Here is an 18,408-nt window from a genome sequence, read left to right on the forward strand (position 1 = left end):
CGACAAGCCTGTCAGCCTTCGCTATATACGCGACCTCACGACGCGCCGCCCCGTCCTCAGGACGGGAACGCGATCCGGGAAACGGGTGCATAGCTCAGTTGGTAGAGCAGCTGACTCTTAATCAGCGGGTCCAAGGTTCGAGTCCTTGTGCACCCACCACATTTCCCAAGGACTTAGGGGCCGCCGCGAGGCGGCCCTTAGTCGTTCCGGCAACCGCCCACCCGCCTTCGACCGCGTGCCGACACCCCGGAGCCGCTCATGTTCGATGCGAGGAGCGTGGCATCGAGTCGGGACCGGATGAAAGGACGTGTCATTCCGCGGTATGCATACATCTTCGAATATTTGGGGTGGAGCATACTAACGTAGTTTCTCCGAGATATTTGACTGATGAAGACTGCCGGATCGGCGGCGAATCTTAGGTCGAAGACAGAAATCGGGCATCGAACGGGTTGACGGGGCTCGACGGGCAACACCATCATCTGCCGGCAACTTGAGGTGGACGCCCATGATCAATCGCAGGCAATTCGTCATCGGCGCGGGCAGCGTGCTGGCAACGCCGTTCATCCTGCGCCGCTCGGCATTGGCGCAGACGCCGAGAGTTCGCAGGGACGTTATGGCCATGGCGCCGGACGACCCGTTCTTCTCGGACTATGCCGACGCCGTGCGGGCCATGCATGGACTCGGTTCTGGCGACGGGCGCAACTGGCGCAATCAGGCGCTGATCCACCTGAACCACTGCCCCCATGGCGGGCCGACGACGGCCATGGACTTCGTCCATTGGCACCGCAACTACATCCTGTTCTACGAACAGATCTGCGGCACGCTGATCGGCAAGAGCGATTTCGCGCTGCCCTACTGGAACTGGCAGTCGGGGATCGGCCAGATACCGGACCCCTTCTACGACAGGAACGAGCTCAACGTCGTATATTGGAACGACCCCTCCGACGCCCAGTCCGACAACTGGGGCCCGGACGAGGTGACGACGACCGGCGTGCGCGCGCTCGCCAAGGGCTCGGGCCTGAAGCAGGATCCGCAACGCGGCGGCGCCTTCACGGACCAGAACATCGAATCGATCCAGCGCCTGACCGACTATTCGCTCTATACCGGCCGCCTCGAGGGCTCGCCGCACAACAGCGCCCATGTCATTGCCGGCGGCTTCCAGGGTCATATGGGCGACGGCATGTCGCCGCTCGACCCGATCTTCTGGCTGCACCACTGCAACGTCGACCGCCTCGCGGCCGAATGGCAGGCGGCAGGCAACACGATGCCGCCGCTCGACGACAATTTCGACGGCCAGTTCGTCGATGGCGAGGGCCGGCCCGTGCCGGCGAACTCGGCCTCGGTCGTGAACATCGGGAACCTCGGCTACGCCTACGAGACGCCGTCGGGCCTGATCACCGGTCCGGCACCCGGACCCGTGGCGATGTCCCTCTTCGCGGCACCCGCGCCGCAGGCGGCGATGCTCGGCACCACGGACCAGGGGCAGCAGGCCGCGGCGAACAGCACCACGAACGTCTCGGTCGACACCAGCAATCTCTCCGAGGCGCTGTTCTCGGCCCGCTCCTTCCGCCTCTTCTCGCGCCAGGGCGAGGCGAAGCTCGGAGCGGAGTCGGGCCGCGTGCTCGCCCGCATCACCGGGGTCGACGTGTCGAACGCGGCGCGGTCGCTCATCGTCAACGTCTTCGTCAACCTGCCGGAGGCGAACCCGCAGACCCCCTTCACCGATCCGCACTATGCCGGGACCTTCTCGTTCTTCGGGATGGCCGGCAAGATGCACCATCCCGGCTCCTATCTCGTCGACATCACCGACGCGCTGACGCAGCTTGCCGAGCTTGGCCGCCTGTCGTCGAGCGAGCTGACGCTGCAGATCGTGCCGTTGCCGACGGGAGAGGGCGCGCCGGACGTGGGCTTTTCCTTCGGCGGCGTGGAAATCTTCCGCACCTGAGCGGCGCGCCCCGATTTCGCTGGAGCCCGCGCGGCCTCCCGGCGTTACATTCCGGTGGGGTCCATATCCGGGCTCCGGTGGTCGGGGCGTGTAACATGTACCGCGCGCTTGTCCTGCTCGCACTTGCCGCCATGCTGGCGGCGCCCGCCCGCGCGGGTGGCGGCGCGCCTTCGGAGACGTCGATGGACGCGGACGGCCTCCTGCTCTCGGGCGAGGGCGCCAGTGCCGGGGCCGAGGCGCCGGCCGAGCTGGTTCTCGATCTCGCCCGCGCCGCCGACGCGCCGTCGGGCATCCTCGAAGTAGCGCTCACCCCCGAGCGGGTCGTCCGGAGCGAGCCCTTCCTCGTATCGGTCACGGCCGACGCCGCGGGCGGCCCGACGCGCGAGATCGCTTCCATCGCCTTCTTTCCGCCGCCGCGCGAGGGGGAGACGCAGCGCTTCCTCATCGACGTCTCGGAGCTTCCCGAGTCCGGCAAGGCGACGCTCTCGGTGCGTCTCGTTCCCGCCACCGACGCGCCGCTCACGCGGACGCGGCTGCGGGTCGAGGGCCTCGCGCTGCCGGAGTGACGCGGAGGGGCCCCCGCACCGCATCGGCCGCCGGCCCCGATCGCGGGCTTCGGAACCCTCCGGGACGGCCGGCGTTGTTCAGCAGCCACTTCCGAACGCACCATGGCCGAGCCGGCGACGTGGCCGGCGGCCGATGCACAAGCCTCGCCGACGCCATCCTCATCTCGCGACGGAGCGCCCGTGATCCGCCCCGCGTCCCTCGCCAGCCTGGCTTCCAGGCCGATACGGCTTTCCGCGTCCATCCTCGGGATGATGGCTCTCGCGGCGTGCGACGATTTCCGCTTTCCGCGCGATCCCAACGGCACGCTGGAGCGCGTGCTCGCGGCCGACCGCATGCGCGTGGTCGCGGTCGACCACGTGCCGTGGGTGGTCGTCGACGGCGACGGCGTTCCGGCGGGCGTGGAGGTGGACACGGTCCAGGCGTTCGCGCGCGCGCTCGGCGTGACGGTCGAATGGCGGCGCGCGCCGGCGTTCGAAGCCCTGGAAGCCCTGAAGAGGGGGGATGCCGATCTCGCGGTCGGCGGCTTCACGAGGAGTTCCGTGGCGGCGCATGGCGGGGCCGCCCACACCTACGCCTACTTCACCGAGACGCTGGTCGTCGCGGCCGAGCCGGGAGCGGCGGTCCCCGACGACCTGGAAGGGCTGAAGGTCTACGTGGCGCCCGATCTGCTGGCGGACGGCCTGGTCGAGGAGGCGGGTGGCATCCCGGTCGCCGAGGATGCCGGGGACGTGCGCCTCGCCCTGGTGCCGGACTGGTGGCTCCCGGCGAGCGGCCTCGTGCCCACGCCGATCGAGCTTCATCGCGATGACCACGTGATCGCGGTTCCGCAGGGAGAGAACGCCTGGGTCATGCGGCTCGAACGCTTCCTGCGCGCACGCGTCGGGGCGACCGGCGCGCGCCTTCGGGAATACGCCTCATGATCGTCCGCGACCCCGTTCGCCTGCCGGAGGAGCAGGAAAAGGCGATGCGGCATGCCCGCCGGCTCCAGTGGGTCTGGATGCTCGCGCTGGCCAGCATCGTCGTGGCGATCTACCTCACGCTCGGCAACTCGCAGGCGATGAAGACCGCCTGGATCGAGGACCTCCTGAGCTTCGTGCCCCCGATCGCGTTCCTGGTGGCGTCCCGGGTCGAACGGTGGCGGCCGAACGCGCGCTTCCCCCTCGGCTACATCCGGGTGACCTCCATCGCCTATCTGGTGAGCGCCGTGGCGCTCGCGGGCGTCGGGCTGTTCCTGGTCTTCGACGCGGGAATGGCCCTGATCCACACCGAGCATCCCACGATCGGCAGCGTCGAGCTGTTCGGGGCGACGGTCTGGCAGGGCTGGCTGATGATCGCCGCCTTGGCCTACAGCGTCATCCTGCCGGTGATCTTCGGCCGCCTGAAGATGCGCCCGGCGCGCCAGCTCCACGACAAGGTCCTGTGGGCCGACGCGCTGATGAACAAGGCCGACTGGATGACCGGCCTCGCGGCCGCCGTCGGTATCGTGGGGATCGGTTTCGGCTGGTGGTGGGCCGACGCGGTGGCCGCGCTCTTCATCGCCGTCGACGTCCTGCACGATGGCGGGCGCCACACCGCCATAGCCGTGCGCGACCTGATGGACGAGGTGCCGCGCACGGTCGACGGCAAGGGCTTCGACCCCCTGCCGTCGCGGATGAAGGGCCTCGTGGAAGAGCTTTCCTGGGTGCGGGGCTGCGAGGTCCGCCTGCGCGAGGAAGGAAGGTTCGTGACCGGGACGGTCTATGTCGAGCCGCGCGGACCCCATGTCGATCCGGTCTGGGTCCGCGACGCGGAAGCCAGGATGCGCGGCTTGCACTGGCGCGTGGACCGCATCTCGGTCGTGCCCGTGCCCGACCTCGCCAACGTTCTGGACCGGTCCGGCGGCTGAGCGGAGCGTCGCTGGTTTCGTTTGCGCGGCTTACCCCCGGGCGCCGCCGCCCGGCGGCGGCAGGCTCTTGCGCCAGCGGGCGCGCAGCACGCCCGGCCGCTCGGGGTAGCGTTCGTCGAGGAAGGTCGCGCCTGCGACCCGGTCCGTCCGGAAGCTTCGGAAGTCCCGGCGCAGCTCGCACCAGGAGATGAGAAGGCGCGCGCTGTCCAGGTATCCGACCGCGATCGGCCAGACCGTCCGGTCGGTCTCGGTCCCGTTTTCGTCGACGTAGCGCAGCGCGAGCTTCCGGCCGCGCCGGATGTGCTCGCGGACGCGCTGCATGTCGAGGCCGTCCGGCTTCGCGTTCCAGGCCGGAGGAGTGCGGATCGACGGCTCGAAGACATGGGAGCGGAGCTGCTCCGGGATCGAGGCGGCGATCTTCGCGATCAGGTCGCCCGCCGCCTTCGCGAGCGCGGGATCGCCCCGGCCCGCCACCCACTGCGCGCCCAGCACCGCCGCCTCGATCTCGTCGGGGGTGAGCATCAGGGGCGGCAGGTCGAAGCCGCCGTCCAGCACGTAGCCCGTTCCCGCCTCGCCCCGGATCGGTACCCGCTGGCCGATCAGCGCCGCGACGTCCCGATAGACCGTGCGCTTCGAGGTCTCGAACTCGGCGGCCATCGCCGCCGCGGTGACCGGCCCGCGGGCGCGGCGCAGGGTCTGGATGATCTGGAACAGCCTGTCCGCGCGCCTCATCGCACCCCGATCCCGTGGGCCGGTGCGAGCATGCTGTCAGCACGCTGGCAACAGGGGTTCGCTAGGATGCGCATATCGAAGCGAGTTGCTCCCACGATCGCCCGGCCGTTCGATGCCAGCCTGTCCGCGGCCGCGGCGCAAGTCCAGCACCTCTCTTCCCAATCCGACGGGGTATCCATGAAAACGCAGTATCGGGGAAGCTGCCATTGCGGCCGCGTCACGTTCGAGGCCGACATCGACCTCCAGGCCGGCACCGGCAAATGCAACTGTTCCATCTGCCTGAAGACGCGGAACTGGAACGCGATCGTCAAGCCGGACGCCTTCAGGCTCCTCTCCGGCGAGGGCGATCTGACGGAGTACCGGTTCGGCGCCGGCGTCGGCCGGTACCTGTTCTGCCGCCACTGCGGCGTCCACTCCTTCAGCCGCGGCCATCTGGACGTGCTCGGCGGCGATTTCTGTTCCGTCAGGCTGAACTGCCTCGACGATCTCGACCCGACCGCCCTCGCTGAGGCGCCGGTCCGCTACGCCGACGGGCGCCACGACGCCTGGTGGGAACGGCCGGCGGAAGTCCGGCATCTGTAGCGGAGCCCCGGGTCACGCCCGGGGATCCCGGCGCGCGAACAGGCGGTCGAGATGGGCGCGCAGCCTCGCCCGGGCCGGCGGTCCCGACGCCTATCCCTGTGCCTATCCCTGGGCGTTCGCCGCGCCGATGGGCCTGTCCCTGCTCGCGTTCATCCCGGTCCGGGCGTTGCTGCGCTCGCGTGAAGACCTTCCCGGCGAGAAGGAACGGGTCTTGCCTCCTGGGTCGGGTGCCGTTCCCCGCGGTCCCGGCCGAAGGGCATGGCGAGGATCTTGCCGAGCGTCACCTCCCGCGGGTCCCGGTGGTCCGGGACGCCGATGGTGATCCGGTGCTGCGGCACGTCGAGCTTCAGCGTGCCGTGGAGCCGGTCCCAGGCCGTCAGGCCGCTCGACCAGTTGGAATCCATCTCGTCCCGGACGACGGAATGATGGATGCCGTGCATGCGCGGCGTCACGACGACGCGCACCAGCCGGCGCTCGATGCCGGCCGGCAGGCGCAGGTTGGAGTGGTGGAACAGGATCGAGACGAACAGGGCCGACCGCCAGGTCGACAGCGCGCGCGGGCCGACCCCTATCAGGACGACCTGCGCCGCCCGCCACGGCACCGACAGCGCCATCTCCGCGAAATGGAAGCGCAGCGCCGTGGTGGCGCTGAGGTCGAGGTCGGCGTGATGGACCTTGTGGAGGCGCCACAGCCACGGGACGCGGTGCGTCAGCACGTGCCAGAGATAGAGCGTGTAGTCCATCAGCACGACCGCCGCCGGCAGCTCGACCCAGACGGGCAGGTCGAGCTGCTTCAGCAGCCCCCAGCGCCGCCGTTCGACGAGTTGGGACAACGGCTCCACGACCGGCCTCTCGGCGATGCGCAGGGTGGCCGCACTTGCGGCGGCGACGGCCAGGTTGCGGGCGTCGCGCCGCCACCGCGGCTCGCTGCGGCCGCGCAGCGGACGGCGCCGTTCGAGCAGCATGAGCGCTGCGAAGACGCCCACGGTCAGCGCCGTGCCCGCCCAGTCCGGGACCCGGCGCCGGCGGGCCTCTCCCCGGCCCATGGCCGCCCCGGCGCTCACAGGCCGGGGACGAGCTCGACCTTGACCCATCCGGGCTTTCGCTGGTCGAACTGCCGGTAGGCCTCGATGACGTCGCTCATCGGCTCGACATGGCTGAGGACCTGGAGCGGGTCGACCGCGCCGGCTTCCACCATGGCGACCAGTTCGGGCACGTATTTGCGGTGGTTGCAGTTCCCCATGTTGATCGTGAGGTTCTTGTTCATCGCCATCCCGATGGGGAAGAACCGGTCGGTCTGCGGATACACGCCGATGACCGCGAGCGTGCCCGCCTTCGCCAGCGCCTGCACGGCCCAGGTCGACGCGAGCGACGGCGCGTCCCCGGGCTTCCACACGCCGTCCTGCGGGTTCGTCTCGGGGGCGATCTGCTGCAGCTCCTGCTGGAACTGCCCGCTCCGTTTCCCGGCCTCCTCGGCCGCCGGACCGGATTTCGGGCGTTCGGAATCGACGCCGACCGCGTCGATGGCACGGTCGGTGCCGATGCCGCCGGTCAGCTTGCGGATCGTGTCGACGGGGTCCTCCTCGTTGAAGTTGACGACCTCCGCGCCGAGGGCGCGGGCGCGCTCCAGGCGGGAGGGGATGCCGTCCACGGCGATGATCCGCGACGCGCCGAGCTGGCGGGCGCTCAGGATCGCGAACAGGCCCACGGGCCCGCAGCCCCAGACGGCGACGATGTCGCCGTCCTTGATCTCGGCGAGATGGGCGCCGAAGAAGCCGGTCGGGTAGATGTCCGAGATCAATATGGCCTGGTCGTCGCTGACGCCGTCCGGCAGCTTGACCAGGTTGGTCGCGGCATAGGGGACCCGGGCGTATTCGGCCTGGAGGCCGTCGAAGGGGCCGGTCATCTGCGGGCCGCCGTAGAAGGCCGTCCCGGCGAGGGAACCGTTCGGGTTGGCCGTGTCGCACTGGGCGAAGTAGCCGGACCGGCAGTAGTTGCACGAGCCGCAGCCGATCGTGGACGGGATGACCACCCGGTCGCCCTGCTTGAGGTTGCGGACCAGGGGGCCGACCTCCTCGACGACGCCGACGCCCTCGTGGCCGAGGATCGTTCCCGGCTTCATCCCGGGCAGGGTGCCCCGGATCATGTGCAGGTCGGTGCCGCAGATGGCGCTCGCCGTGATGCGGACGATCGCGTCGGTGGGGTCCTGGATCTTCGGCTCGGGAACGTCGTCGACGCGGATGTCGCCGACGCCGTGGAATACGACCGCCTTCATGATCCCGCCTCTCGCTGTTGGATTGCGTTGCCGCCTCAACAGCGTTCCGCGGGCTTGATCATGGCGGCGGCGGCGCGATCGTCCGCCGGGGCCGTTACGTGATCATTCCGACCCTCGGGTGTTCAAAACGGGAGACGCACGGCGACCACAGCGAAAACGGGACAGCGATATGAGCAAGACCGTCAGCGAATTCTTCTGGGAGCGGGTGTCGGCATGGGGGGTGCGCCGGATCTTCGGCTACCCCGGCGACGGCATCAACGGTCTGGTCGGCGCGCTCGAAGGGGCCAGCGACCGCCTCGACTTCGTGCAGTCCAGGCACGAGGAGATGTCGGCGTTCATGGCCTGCGCGCATGCGAAGTTCACCGGCGAGGTCGGCGTCTGCATGGCGACCTCCGGTCCGGGCGCCATCCATCTGCTCAACGGCCTGTACGACGCGCGCCTCGACCATCAGCCGGTGGTCGCCATCGTCGGGCAGGCGGCCCGTTCCGCGCTCGGCGGCCACTACCAGCAGGAAGTGGACCTCGCGTCCCTGTTCAAGGACGTGGCCGGCGAGTTCGTGCAGACCGCGACCTCTCCCGCCCAGATCCGCCATCTGGTCGACCGCGCCTTCCGGATCGCCAAGTCCCAGCGCACCGTGACCTGCATCATCCTGCCCAAGGACCTGCAGGAGGAAGCGGCGGTCGAGACGCCGCCCCACGCCCACGACACCATCCACAGCGGCGTCGGCCACGCCCGCGGCCTCGGCCTGCCGCCGGTGGACGACCTGCACCGGGCGGCGGACGTCCTCAACGCCGGAAGCAAGGTCGCGATCCTCGTCGGGGCCGGCGCGCTGCACGCGACCGACGAGGTGATCGAGGTGGCCGATCGGCTCGGGGCCGGGGTCGCCAAGGCGCTGCTCGGCAAGGCGGCGCTTCCCGACGACCTGCCTTTCGTGACCGGCTCCATCGGCCTGCTGGGGACCCGCCCCAGCTACGACATGATGGCCGAATGCGACACGCTGCTGATGATCGGGTCGGGGTTCCCGTATTCCGAATTCCTGCCCAAGGAAGGGCAGGCGCGCGCCGTCCAGATCGACATCGATCCCCGCATGGTCAGCCTGCGCTATCCCATGGACGTCAACCTGATCGGCGACAGCGCCGCGACGCTGCGGGCCCTGATCCCGCTGCTCCAGCCGAAGCAGGACCGGTCCTGGCGCGAGGAGATCGAGGCGGGCGTCGCCCGCTGGTGGAAGGTGCTGGAGCGCCGGGCGATGAACGACGCCGAGCCCCTCAACCCGCAGCGCGTGTTCTGGGAGCTGTCGCCGCGCCTGCCGGACCGGTGCATCCTGACCAGCGACAGCGGCTCGGCCGCCAACTGGTACGCCCGCGACCTCAAGATCCGCCGGGGCATGATGGCGTCGCTGTCGGGCGGCCTGGCGACGATGGGCCCGGGCGTTCCCTATGCGATCGCGGCCAAGTTCGCCCACCCCGACCGCCCGGTGATCGCCCTGGTCGGGGACGGCGCGATGCAGATGAACGGCCTGAACGGGCTGATCACCGTGTCGCGGTACTGGCAGACCTGGCAGGACCCCCGCTTCGTCGTGCTGGTCCTCAACAACGGCGACCTCAACCAGGTGACCTGGGAGATGCGTGCCCAGGCCGGGGACCCCAAATGGGAGGGCTCGCAGAGCGTGCCGGACTTCGCCTACGCCCGCTACGCCGAGATGCTGGGCTTCAAGGGCATCTTCGTCGACCATCCCGACCGCCTCGCGGCCGCCTGGGACGAGGCGCTGGCCGCGGACCGGCCCGTGCTGCTCGAGGCCAAGACCGATCCGAACGTGCCGCCGCTGCCGCCGAGCATCACGCTCAAGAACGCGGCCGCCATGATGAAGACGCTCTGGCAGGGTGACCCCGAGGCCGTCGACATGGTCAAGGACACCGCCAAGGACCTCGTCGAAGGCTTCCTGCCGCAAGGGAAGTCCCCGAGGGACAAGTCCTGAGCGCAGAGCGCAATCCGGCAGCTGGGAAGGCCTTCATGACTTCTTCGACGGGCGCGCGGTCCGGTTCCCGGACCGCCGCGCAGCTCCAGGCGATTCCCGCGGCCCGGGAGGTCGACGTCGAGGCGTTGGCGCGCGACCTCCGCGACCGCGTGGACGGCGAGGTCCGCTTCGAGGACGGGGACCGCGGTCTCTACGCCTCGGACGCCTCCAACTACCGCTTCGTGCCGCTGGGGGTCGTGATCCCCCGGTCGGCCGCGGCCCTGCACGAGACGGTAGGGGTGTGCAGCCGGCACGGCGCCCCCGTGCTGAACCGCGGCGGCGGCACCAGCCTTGCCGGCCAATGCACCAACGTCGCCGTCGTCATCGACTCGTCCAAATACTGCACCAACATCCTGGAGATCGACGTCGACCGCCGCATCGCGCGCGTCGAGCCCGGCGTCCGGCTGGACGACCTGCGCACGCGCGCCGAGCCGCTCGGGCTGACCTTCGGGCCGGACCCGGCGACGCACGCCTATTGCACCTTCGGCGGCATGATCGGCAACAACTCCGGCGGCGTCCATGCGGTGCGGGCCGGCCTGACGGTCGAGAACGTCGAGGAGCTCGACGTCCTCACCTATGACGGCCTGCGCATGACGGTCGGCCCCACCTCCGACGAGGAGTATGGGCGCATCCTGGCCGCGGGCGGGCGCCGGGCGGAGATCTACCGGCGCCTGCGCGACCTGCGCGACCGCTATGCCGGGCTGATCCGGGAGCGCTATCCCGACATCCCGCGCCCGGTTTCCGGCTACGGCCTCGACCAGCTCCTGCCCGAGAAGGGGTTCAACGTCGCGCGCGCTCTGGTCGGGTCGGAAGGGACCTGCGTCACCGTCCTCGGCGCCACCTTGAGGCTGATCGAGCATCTGCCCCATACCGTCCTGCTGGTGATCGGCTTCGACGACATCTGCAACGCGGCCGATTGCGTGCCGCGCCTCCTGGAGACGGGCCCGCAGGGCCTGGAGGCCATTGACGACCTGCTCGTCGACTACATGACCAGGAAGCACCTGCACCACGAGCAGGTGCGCCTTCTGCCCCGGGGCTGTTCCTGGATGATGCTGGAGTTCGGCGCGGCGACGGTGGAGGGGGCCGCGGACAAGGCCCGCCATGCCATGGAGATGTTCCGCGACCATCCGCACGTGCGCGGCATGAAGCTGTTCGAGACGCCGGCCGAGCAGGCCGACATCTGGGAGGTGCGCGAGGCCGGCCTGGGCGGGACCGCCTTCGTGCCGGGGGCCGATCGGGACACTTGGCCGGGCTGGGAGGATTCCGCCGTGGCACGCGAGAAGCTCGGCGACTACCTGCGCGCTCTGAAGGACCTCTACCGGCGCTACGGCTACGAAGGCGCGATGTACGGGCATTTCGGCGACGGGCTGGTGCACACGCGCATCGACTTCGGGCTGCACACGCCCGAGGCGGTCGGGAAGTTCCGCAGCTTCATGCGCGACGCCGCCATTCTGGTGACGGAGTTCGGCGGCTCCATGAGCGGCGAGCACGGTGACGGCCGCGCGCGTTCCGAGCTGCTGCCGATCATGTTCGGCCCGGAGCTCGTCGAGGCGTTCGCGGAGTTCAAGTCGATCTGGGACCCGCGCGGCAGGATGAACCCCCGCGACATCGTGGACCCGACCGCCGTCGACAGCTTCCTGCGCCTCGGCCCCGACTTCCGGCCGCCGGAAATGAAGACCCATTTCCAGTATCCCCAGGACGACTTCTCCTTCGACCGCGCCCTGATCCGGTGCGTCGGCGTCGGCAAGTGCCGGCGCATGGACGGCGACGTCATGTGCCCGAGCTACCGAGCGACGCTCGAGGAGAAGCACTCCACCCGCGGCCGGGCGCATCTGCTCCAGGAAATGCTCCAGGGCGACCCGGTCGAGGGCCTGTGGCGCAACGAGGCCGTCCACGAGGCGCTCGACCTGTGCCTGTCGTGCAAGGGCTGCAAGAACGACTGCCCGGTCAACGTCGACATGGCCACCTACAAGGCCGAGTTCCTGGCCCACCACTACGAGGGCAAGCGCCGCCCCCGGGCCGCCTACAGCATGGGGATGATCCATCGCTGGGCGCGGATGGCGTCGCCCGTGCCCTGGCTGCCCAACGTCTTCACCGGCGCGCCCGGGCTCGCCCGCCTGTCCAAGGCCATCGCCGGCATCCATCCCGACCGCCCGGTCCCGGCCTTCGCCGCGAAGACCTTCCGGAGCGGCTTCCGGCCCGACCCGGCCGGTGACGGCAGGCCGCGGGTGATGCTGTGGACCGATACCTTCAACAACCACTTCTCCCCCGGACCGCTGCACGCCGCCGCCCGGGTGCTGCGCGCGGCCGGCTACGCGGTCGACATCCCCGGCCGGGACCTGTGCTGCGGGCGTCCGCTGTACGAGTTCGGCTTCCTGGACGAGGCGCGCCGGACCCTGGACGGGACCCTGGACGGCCTGAAGGACGCGCTCCAGGCAGGCACCATGATCGTCGGCGTCGAGCCGAGCTGCATGTCCGTGTTCCGGGACGAGCTGCCGAACCTGTTCGCCGGGGACGACCGGGCGCGCAGGCTGTGCGACCAGGCCCGGCTGCTGAGCGAGTTCCTGGTCGATACCGCGGACTGGAAGCCGCCGCCGATCGCGGGCAAGGCGGTCGTCCACGGCCATTGCCATCACAAGTCGGTCTTCACCATGGCGGCGGTCGAGAAGCTGCTCGCGGGGACCGGCCTCGATGCCGACGTGCTCGGCAACGGCTGCTGCGGCATGGCCGGCGCCTTCGGCTACGAGCCCGGAAAGTACGAGGTCTCGCGCCGGATCTTCGAGCACGAGCTGGCGGGGCCGCTCGCCCGCGCCGACGCGGGCACGCGGATCGTCGCCGACGGGTTCAGCTGCCGCAGCCAGATCAGCGACCTCGATGGCCGCCGGCCGCTCACGCTGCCCGAACTGCTGGCCGAGGCGCTTCCTCCTCAGAACACGTAGACGTCCCAGGCCCCGGGCGTCGCGGCCGGACCCCGAACGGCGCGCTCAGAAAGCGCAGCGGGCGGACGACCTCGGGTGCGGGACGCTTCCAGCATGCATCGAATCCCGGCCTCGGGCGTTTGCCCTGTGCGGCTCGTGTCCCTCCCGGCTTCCAGGCGGGGCGCTCCATGAAGTCCGTGAATTCATCGGGAGCACGAAATGCTCGGATACTTGGGTCTTGTCGTCCTGTTCGCCCTGCTGATCTTGGCCATGCCCTGGTGGCCTCATAGCCGGCGCTGGAATTACTGGGCGGCGGGCGCGATCGGCCTCATCATCCTGATCTGGCTTATCCTGATCTGGCTGGGCTGGATCGCCCTGGTCTGGCCCTGGCCCGAAGCGTATTGAGCCGGGCCCGGCCGCATCCTCCTCGCCGGCATCGGTCCGTTTAGCTCCTCGCCGCTTCTCAGGTCGCGCCGCGCGGCGGTTCGCGCCGCGGGGGAACCCATCGGCGCGTGTCCGGTTGGCAGGGGCACGAAGGGGCGCATGCCCCTGAGGGCGCGCGTCCAGGGCGCGCGTCCTTCGATGGCGCGCCCCGGCAGTGGCCCGCCCCGGCGATGGCCCGCCTGCATCCGGGCCCGCCCCCGGCCCGGACCGACGATCTTTCGCAGCAGAGCAGGAAGGTGGCGAATGCTGGGATTCTGGATTCCTTTTCTACTCCTTCTCGTCGTGATCGCCACGATGCCGTGGTGGCCCTACAGCGGCAGGTGGGGATACGGGCCCGGGGGCCTCGTGATCGCCCTGCTGGTGGTCTGGCTCCTGATGATCTGGCTGGGCTGGGTCGCCTGGGCGTGGCCCTGGGCCGCCGTCTAGTCCGATGGCGGACGTGATCCTCGACACCAACGTCTTCGTGGCGGCCGGCTTCCGGCCGCGGAGTGCCGCGGCCCTCCTGGTCCGCGCGATCCGCGAAGGCCGGCACCGGCTGGTCTGGAGCGAGCCGACCCGGCGCGAGACCGAGGCGGTCCTGCGCCGGATCCCGAGGCTGCGCTGGACCGGGGTCGAGGACCTGTTCCGGGCCGGGCGGAAATACGAGGGCGCCCTCGATCCGCAAGCGTTCTCTTTCGTCCCCGATCCGGACGACCGGAAGTTCGCCGCGCTCGGCGCGGCGACGGGCTGCCCCGTGATCAGCGGGGACGCGCATCTCCTTGCGCATACGCACGCGATCGGCGCGGGCGTGATGACGCCCCGGGCCTTTCTCGAGCAGGAACCGTGGACGGACGCCGCCGAAGCGTCTCGGCGGTCGGCCGACGAAAGGAGGCCTTCATGAGCCAGAACCGACCCGAAGTGCTCAGCCGCAGCGTCCAGGAGACCGACACGTGGCTGAAGGAGCTCGCCGACGAGCTCCGCGTCGAGAACGCCAACCAGGCCTACGGCGCCCTGCGCGCCGTGCTGCACGCCGTGCGCGACCGGCTGCCGGTCGACATGAGCGCCCATCTCGCGGCCCAGTTCCCGGTGATGGTGGCCGGCATCTACTACGACGGCTGGAAGCCGGCGGCGGTGCCGAACGGTATCCGGAGCAGCGGCGAGTTCATCGAGAACGTGCGCGACCGCAGCCGCGGCCACGAGGAGCTCGACCCCGCCTTCTCGATCCAGTGCGTGTTCCGGCTGATCGAGCGCAAGGTCGAGCCCGGCCAGATCCGCAAGCTCGTGGACCAGCTTCCCGAGGACCTGCGCGAGCTCTGGCCCGGGAACCCGCGCCGCTGACGCGGGCCGCCTTTCCACGAAAGCCGCCTTTCCACGAAAGCCGCCCTTCCACGAAAGGAGGACGACATGATCCGAAGCCTCGACGTCCTGCGAAGCTACACGATCCGCGCGACCGACGACGTCCTCGGCGGAGTCCGGGACCTGTATTTCGACGACACCTCCTGGACGGTCCGCTACCTGGTCGTCGACACGGGCACCTGGCTGCCCGGGCGCTCGGTGCTGATCCCGACCTCCGCTCTCGGCAAGCCGGATGCGGCGCGCCAGCATTTCCCCGTCGACCTGACCCGCCGACAGGTCAAGGACAGCCCCGACGTCGACGTGGACCGGCCGGTCAGCCGCCAGGTCGAGGCCGACGTCTACGGCTATTACGGCTGGGCGCCCTACTGGGGCGCCGGTGCCGGCGTGGCGCCCGGCATGCCGGGCTACATGGCGGTGCCGCCGCCGCAGACCGCACCGCCCGTGCGGCACCGCGAGGAGGGCGACCCGCATCTGCGCAGCGGGCGCGAGGTCACCGGCTACTACATCGGTGCTTCCGACGGCGACGTCGGCCATGTCGACGACCTGCTCGTCGAGGACGACGGGTGGCGGCTGCGCTACCTCCTGGTCGACACCGTGAACTGGCTGCCCGGCCGCAAGGTGCTGGTCGCCTCGGACTGGATCCGCTCCGTCAGCTGGTCCGAGCAGAAGATCCATGTCGGCCTGACCAGGGAGCAGGTGAAGAACAGCCCGGAATACGACGAGGTCGCGGGCGTGAACCGGGCCTACGAGGAGCAGCTCTACGCCCATTACGGCGAGAGGCCCTACTGGGGCGTTTGAGCGGCCGCATCCCGGAACCCGCCGACCGAAGCCACTCAAGGAGGACTGACATGCGTACGAAATGGACGCTGATGGGTACCGCAGCCATGGTGCTCGGTCTTGCCGCGCCGGCGGCGGCGCAGGAGACCGAACCGGCCGCCACCGTTGCTCCGCTCCAGGACGCCGAGATCGTCTCGCTGCCGGCCTGGCAGGCCGATGCCGCCTATTATCGGGGCTGGAGCGCCGAGGAGTTCATCGACGACGTGGAGGTCTACGGCCCGACCGGCGAGAACATCGGCGAGGTCGAGAACATTGTCGTCGGGCCTGACGGCCGCATCCTCAGCATCGTGGCCGAGGTCGGCGGGCTATGGGACATCGGCGACACCCATGTCAACGTGCCCTGGAGCGAGGTCGAGATCGGGCCCGGCATGGAGCGCGTGACGATCCCGGTCACGCAGGAGACCGTCGAGCGGTATGCGGAGCGGACCGAGCTCGCCTATCTGCCGGGCGAGGTCGCGGAGGACCGCGTCGTGCCGGTCGAGGAGGACGACCTCGCCGACGATCTCGTCACCGGTCCGCGCGCGTGGCGCGTCGACCAGCTGATCAACGACTACGTCCGGCTGGCCGACGGCGTGCCCTACGGCTGGGTCGGCGACGTGATCTTCGACGCCGAGGGGCAGGTCCAGGCCGTGATCGTGTCGCAGCGCGGCGGCTACGGCGCCGGGGCCTACCCCTATCCGTGGTTCGGCTACCGTTACGCCTGGACGCCGACCACGCCCTACTACTCGCTGCCCTACGCCGAGCCGGACATCGCGGAGCTGGAGCCTTTCGACTATGAGCGGCTCGAGGTGGAGACGGTGGGCGACATCGAATGAGGCGGCGGCCGGCGGCCCGGCCCCTGGACGAGGGAGCGATCGGCAATGAACGACTTTTCCCAGGCCCGCGAACGGATGGTCGATGTCCAGATCGCCCGCCGCGGCGTGCGCGACCCCGGGGTGCTCGCCGCGATGCGGCAGGTGCCGCGCGAGGCGTTCGTCGATCCCGGCTTCGAGGAGTTCGCGTACGAGGACACTCCGCTGCCGATCGGCGAGGAGCAGACCATCTCCCAGCCCTACATCGTCGCCGTGATGATCGAGGCGGCGGAGGTGAAGCCCGGCGACCGCGTGCTGGAGGTCGGCGCCGGCTCGGGCTACGCCGCGGCGGTGCTGGGGCGCATCGCCGGCCGGGTCCACGCGATCGAGCGCCACCCCTCGCTCGGCGAGGCCGCGCGCTGCCGTCTGGCCGGGCTCGGCTACGCCAATGTCGAGCTGCGCGTCGGCGACGGCTCCAAGGGCTGGCCGGAGGCGGCGCCGTTCGACGCGATCCTGGTCGCGGCGGGCGGGCCGCAGGTGCCCGCGGCACTGAAGGAGCAGCTCGCCGTCGGCGGCCGGCTCGTGATCCCGGTCGGCGGCGGGGAGCGGCGCCAGACCCTGCTCAAGATCACCCGCCGGACCGGGACCGACTACGAGGAGGAGGATCTCGGCGCCGTCGCCTTCGTGCCCCTGGTCGGCGAGCAGGGCTGGGCGGAGGACGGCACCCGCTCGGCCGGCAACCACGTCCCCGGCCATTCGCGGGGCCGGAGCCTGCCGGAGATGATCGCCGAGGCGGCCGAGCCGCTGCCCGACCTCGACGATCCCGCCTTCGGCGCCCTGTTCGACCGCTTCGCCGACGCACGCGTCGTGCTGCTGGGCGAGGCCAGCCACGGCACCTCGGAATTCTACCGCGCCCGCGCCGCGATCACCCGCCGCCTGATCGAGCGGCACGGCTTCACCGTCGTCGCGGTCGAGGCCGACTGGCCCGACGCGGCCGCCGTGGACCGCTACGTGCGCCACCGGTCCGCACCCCGCGCCGAGGCCAGGCCGCCGTTCCGGCGCTTCCCGACCTGGATGTGGCGCAACACCGAGGTCGCCGCCCTGATCGACTGGCTGCGCGCGCATAACGAGGGCGTGCCGGACATGCAGGGCCGGGCCGGCTTCTACGGCCTCGACATCTACAGCATGCGCGATTCGATCGCCGCCGTGCTCGACTACCTCGACGAGGTCGACCCCGGGGCGGCGGCGGTCGCGCGCGAGCGCTACGGCTGCCTGACGCCCTGGCAGCGCGACCCCGCGACCTACGGCCGGGCCGTGCTGACCGCCGGCTACGGCGAATGCGCGGAGGCGGTGATCCGCCAGTGCCGGGATCTCCTGGACAGGCGGCTGGACTATGCGGCGAAGGACGGCGAGGGCTTCCTGGACGCGGCGCAGAACGCCCGCCTCGTCGCCTCGGCCGAGCACTACTACCGGATCATGTATCACGGCGGCCCGGAATCCTGGAACCTGCGCGACACCCACATGGCCGAGACGCTCGGCCACGTGCTCGACGCGCGCGGGCCGGACGCGAAGGCGGTGGTGTGGGCGCACAACTCGCATATCGGCGATGCCCGCTACACGGAGATGGGCAATGTCCGCGGCGAGCTGAACATCGGCCAGCTCGTCCGCGAGCGCTACGGCGACCGGGCGGTGCTGGTCGGTTTCGGCACCCATGCCGGCACCGTCGCCGCGGCGACGGACTGGGACGGCGACATGGAGGTGAAGCGTGTCCGCCCGTCGCACCGCGACAGCTACGAGCGGCTGTGCCACGACGCCGGGGTGCGGAACTTCCTGCTCGACCTGCGCGCCGGCCGCAACGACGCCGTCCGCCGGCGCCTGCTCGAGCCGCGGCTGGAGCGTTTCATCGGCGTCATCTACCGGCCGGAGACCGAGCTGGCGAGCCATTACGCCGACGCCTCGCTGCCGCAGCAGTTCGATGCCTTCGTCTGGTTCGACGAGACCGGCGCCGTCACCCCGCTCGGCCCGGAGCACGCCCGGGCCGGCGTGCCGGACACCTATCCGTTCGGCCTGTAACGCAAGG

The 18,408-nt window shown here is 70.4% G+C and carries 17 protein-coding genes and 1 tRNA gene; 15 read left to right on the top strand and 3 right to left on the bottom strand.

Features of this window, described 5'->3' with window-relative positions:
* The first annotated feature begins 83 nt into the window (after window positions 1-83).
* The 5 genes from VGO20_RS03845 (at window position 84) to VGO20_RS03865 (ending at window position 4,397) form a co-directional block, all read left to right on the top strand.
* A tRNA-Lys gene (locus VGO20_RS03845) sits at window positions 84-159 on the top strand.
* Between the two features lie 346 nt (window positions 160-505).
* Window positions 506-1,945 (top strand): tyrosinase family protein, encoded by a 1,440-nt coding sequence (locus VGO20_RS03850; protein WP_327500970.1) that lies wholly within the window; start codon window positions 506-508, stop codon window positions 1,943-1,945.
* Window positions 1,946-2,040: 95 nt separating this feature from the next.
* The gene (locus VGO20_RS03855; RefSeq protein ID WP_327500971.1) at window positions 2,041-2,511 is read left to right on the top strand and encodes a hypothetical protein; all 471 of its coding nucleotides are present in this window, start codon (window positions 2,041-2,043) and stop codon (window positions 2,509-2,511) included.
* A 180-nt stretch (window positions 2,512-2,691) separates the two neighbouring features.
* Window positions 2,692-3,432, top strand: a complete 741-nt coding sequence (locus VGO20_RS03860; RefSeq protein WP_327500972.1) for a substrate-binding periplasmic protein — start codon at window positions 2,692-2,694, stop codon at window positions 3,430-3,432.
* The gene (locus VGO20_RS03865; RefSeq protein WP_327500973.1) at window positions 3,429-4,397 is read left to right on the top strand and encodes a cation diffusion facilitator family transporter; all 969 of its coding nucleotides are present in this window, start codon (window positions 3,429-3,431) and stop codon (window positions 4,395-4,397) included. Before VGO20_RS03860 ends, VGO20_RS03865 begins: the two co-directional genes overlap by 4 nt.
* A gap of 30 nt (window positions 4,398-4,427) precedes the next feature.
* Here VGO20_RS03865 and VGO20_RS03870 read toward each other — a convergent pair whose 3' ends face one another.
* Window positions 4,428-5,129, bottom strand: coding sequence for a helix-turn-helix transcriptional regulator (locus tag VGO20_RS03870; RefSeq protein ID WP_327500974.1), 702 nt, complete (start codon window positions 5,127-5,129; stop codon window positions 4,428-4,430).
* 177 nt (window positions 5,130-5,306) lie between these two features.
* Between VGO20_RS03870 and VGO20_RS03875 the strand changes: the two genes are divergently transcribed.
* Window positions 5,307-5,711, top strand: a complete 405-nt coding sequence (locus tag VGO20_RS03875) for a GFA family protein (RefSeq protein WP_327500975.1) — start codon at window positions 5,307-5,309, stop codon at window positions 5,709-5,711.
* A 149-nt stretch (window positions 5,712-5,860) separates the two neighbouring features.
* On the opposite strand, the gene VGO20_RS03880 is transcribed toward VGO20_RS03875, so the two are convergent.
* Together VGO20_RS03880 and VGO20_RS03885 are read right to left on the bottom strand one after the other, a co-directional pair.
* Window positions 5,861-6,757 carry a sterol desaturase family protein gene (locus VGO20_RS03880; protein ID WP_327500976.1) on the bottom strand — a complete coding sequence of 299 codons (897 nt, stop codon included), beginning with the start codon at window positions 6,755-6,757 and terminating at the stop codon, window positions 5,861-5,863.
* A gap of 14 nt (window positions 6,758-6,771) precedes the next feature.
* Window positions 6,772-7,986 (bottom strand): zinc-dependent alcohol dehydrogenase, encoded by a 1,215-nt coding sequence (locus VGO20_RS03885; RefSeq protein WP_327500977.1) that lies wholly within the window; start codon window positions 7,984-7,986, stop codon window positions 6,772-6,774.
* A 169-nt stretch (window positions 7,987-8,155) separates the two neighbouring features.
* Between VGO20_RS03885 and VGO20_RS03890 the strand changes: the two genes are divergently transcribed.
* From VGO20_RS03890 to VGO20_RS03930, 9 genes are all read left to right on the top strand, one after another.
* Window positions 8,156-9,964 carry a thiamine pyrophosphate-requiring protein gene (locus tag VGO20_RS03890; protein WP_327500978.1) on the top strand — a complete coding sequence of 603 codons (1,809 nt, stop codon included), beginning with the start codon at window positions 8,156-8,158 and terminating at the stop codon, window positions 9,962-9,964.
* 35 nt (window positions 9,965-9,999) lie between these two features.
* Complete coding sequence (locus tag VGO20_RS03895) at window positions 10,000-12,942, top strand: FAD-binding and (Fe-S)-binding domain-containing protein (protein WP_327500979.1); 2,943 nt, start codon at window positions 10,000-10,002, stop codon at window positions 12,940-12,942.
* A gap of 198 nt (window positions 12,943-13,140) precedes the next feature.
* Entirely contained in the window at window positions 13,141-13,326 is a 186-nt protein-coding gene (locus tag VGO20_RS03900; protein WP_327500980.1) for a DUF3309 family protein, read from the top strand.
* A 282-nt stretch (window positions 13,327-13,608) separates the two neighbouring features.
* Window positions 13,609-13,791 (top strand): DUF3309 family protein, encoded by a 183-nt coding sequence (locus VGO20_RS03905; RefSeq protein ID WP_327500981.1) that lies wholly within the window; start codon window positions 13,609-13,611, stop codon window positions 13,789-13,791.
* Between the two features lie 13 nt (window positions 13,792-13,804).
* Entirely contained in the window at window positions 13,805-14,245 is a 441-nt protein-coding gene (locus tag VGO20_RS03910; protein ID WP_327500982.1) for a PIN domain-containing protein, read from the top strand.
* The gene (locus VGO20_RS03915) at window positions 14,242-14,682 is read left to right on the top strand and encodes a DUF2267 domain-containing protein (RefSeq protein WP_327500983.1); all 441 of its coding nucleotides are present in this window, start codon (window positions 14,242-14,244) and stop codon (window positions 14,680-14,682) included. Before VGO20_RS03910 ends, VGO20_RS03915 begins: the two co-directional genes overlap by 4 nt.
* Before the next feature lie 66 nt (window positions 14,683-14,748).
* Entirely contained in the window at window positions 14,749-15,498 is a 750-nt protein-coding gene (locus VGO20_RS03920) for a PRC-barrel domain-containing protein (protein ID WP_327500984.1), read from the top strand.
* Window positions 15,499-15,548: 50 nt separating this feature from the next.
* Window positions 15,549-16,352, top strand: coding sequence for a PRC-barrel domain-containing protein (locus VGO20_RS03925; protein ID WP_327500985.1), 804 nt, complete (start codon window positions 15,549-15,551; stop codon window positions 16,350-16,352).
* A 45-nt stretch (window positions 16,353-16,397) separates the two neighbouring features.
* On the top strand, window positions 16,398-18,401 hold the full coding sequence (locus VGO20_RS03930) for a protein-L-isoaspartate(D-aspartate) O-methyltransferase (RefSeq protein ID WP_327500986.1): 2,004 nt from the start codon (window positions 16,398-16,400) through the stop codon (window positions 18,399-18,401).
* Window positions 18,402-18,408 lie beyond the last annotated feature (7 nt).

It is taken from the genome of Arenibaculum sp., assembly GCF_035998295.1.
Taxonomy (GTDB): Bacteria; Pseudomonadota; Alphaproteobacteria; order Azospirillales; family Azospirillaceae; genus DASYHS01.

Bases quoted from the DNA above. Each gene is read 5' to 3' on its own strand.
- VGO20_RS03855 (WP_327500971.1), top strand. From the start codon at position 2,041: ATGTACCGCGCGCTTGTCCTGCTCGCACTTGCCGCCATGCTGGCGGCG.
- VGO20_RS03865 (WP_327500973.1), top strand. From the start codon at position 3,429: ATGATCGTCCGCGACCCCGTTCGCCTGCCGGAGGAGCAGGAAAAGGCG.
- VGO20_RS03880 (WP_327500976.1), bottom strand. From the start codon at position 6,757: ATGGGCCGGGGAGAGGCCCGCCGGCGCCGGGTCCCGGACTGGGCGGGC.
- VGO20_RS03875 (WP_327500975.1), top strand. From the start codon at position 5,307: ATGAAAACGCAGTATCGGGGAAGCTGCCATTGCGGCCGCGTCACGTTC.
- VGO20_RS03915 (WP_327500983.1), top strand. From the start codon at position 14,242: ATGAGCCAGAACCGACCCGAAGTGCTCAGCCGCAGCGTCCAGGAGACC.
- VGO20_RS03895 (WP_327500979.1), top strand. From the start codon at position 10,000: ATGACTTCTTCGACGGGCGCGCGGTCCGGTTCCCGGACCGCCGCGCAG.
- VGO20_RS03890 (WP_327500978.1), top strand. From the start codon at position 8,156: ATGAGCAAGACCGTCAGCGAATTCTTCTGGGAGCGGGTGTCGGCATGG.
- VGO20_RS03905 (WP_327500981.1), top strand. From the start codon at position 13,609: ATGCTGGGATTCTGGATTCCTTTTCTACTCCTTCTCGTCGTGATCGCC.
- VGO20_RS03850 (WP_327500970.1), top strand. From the start codon at position 506: ATGATCAATCGCAGGCAATTCGTCATCGGCGCGGGCAGCGTGCTGGCA.
- VGO20_RS03930 (WP_327500986.1), top strand. From the start codon at position 16,398: ATGAACGACTTTTCCCAGGCCCGCGAACGGATGGTCGATGTCCAGATC.
- VGO20_RS03920 (WP_327500984.1), top strand. From the start codon at position 14,749: ATGATCCGAAGCCTCGACGTCCTGCGAAGCTACACGATCCGCGCGACC.
- VGO20_RS03900 (WP_327500980.1), top strand. From the start codon at position 13,141: ATGCTCGGATACTTGGGTCTTGTCGTCCTGTTCGCCCTGCTGATCTTG.
- VGO20_RS03870 (WP_327500974.1), bottom strand. From the start codon at position 5,129: ATGAGGCGCGCGGACAGGCTGTTCCAGATCATCCAGACCCTGCGCCGC.
- VGO20_RS03885 (WP_327500977.1), bottom strand. From the start codon at position 7,986: ATGAAGGCGGTCGTATTCCACGGCGTCGGCGACATCCGCGTCGACGAC.
- VGO20_RS03925 (WP_327500985.1), top strand. From the start codon at position 15,549: ATGCGTACGAAATGGACGCTGATGGGTACCGCAGCCATGGTGCTCGGT.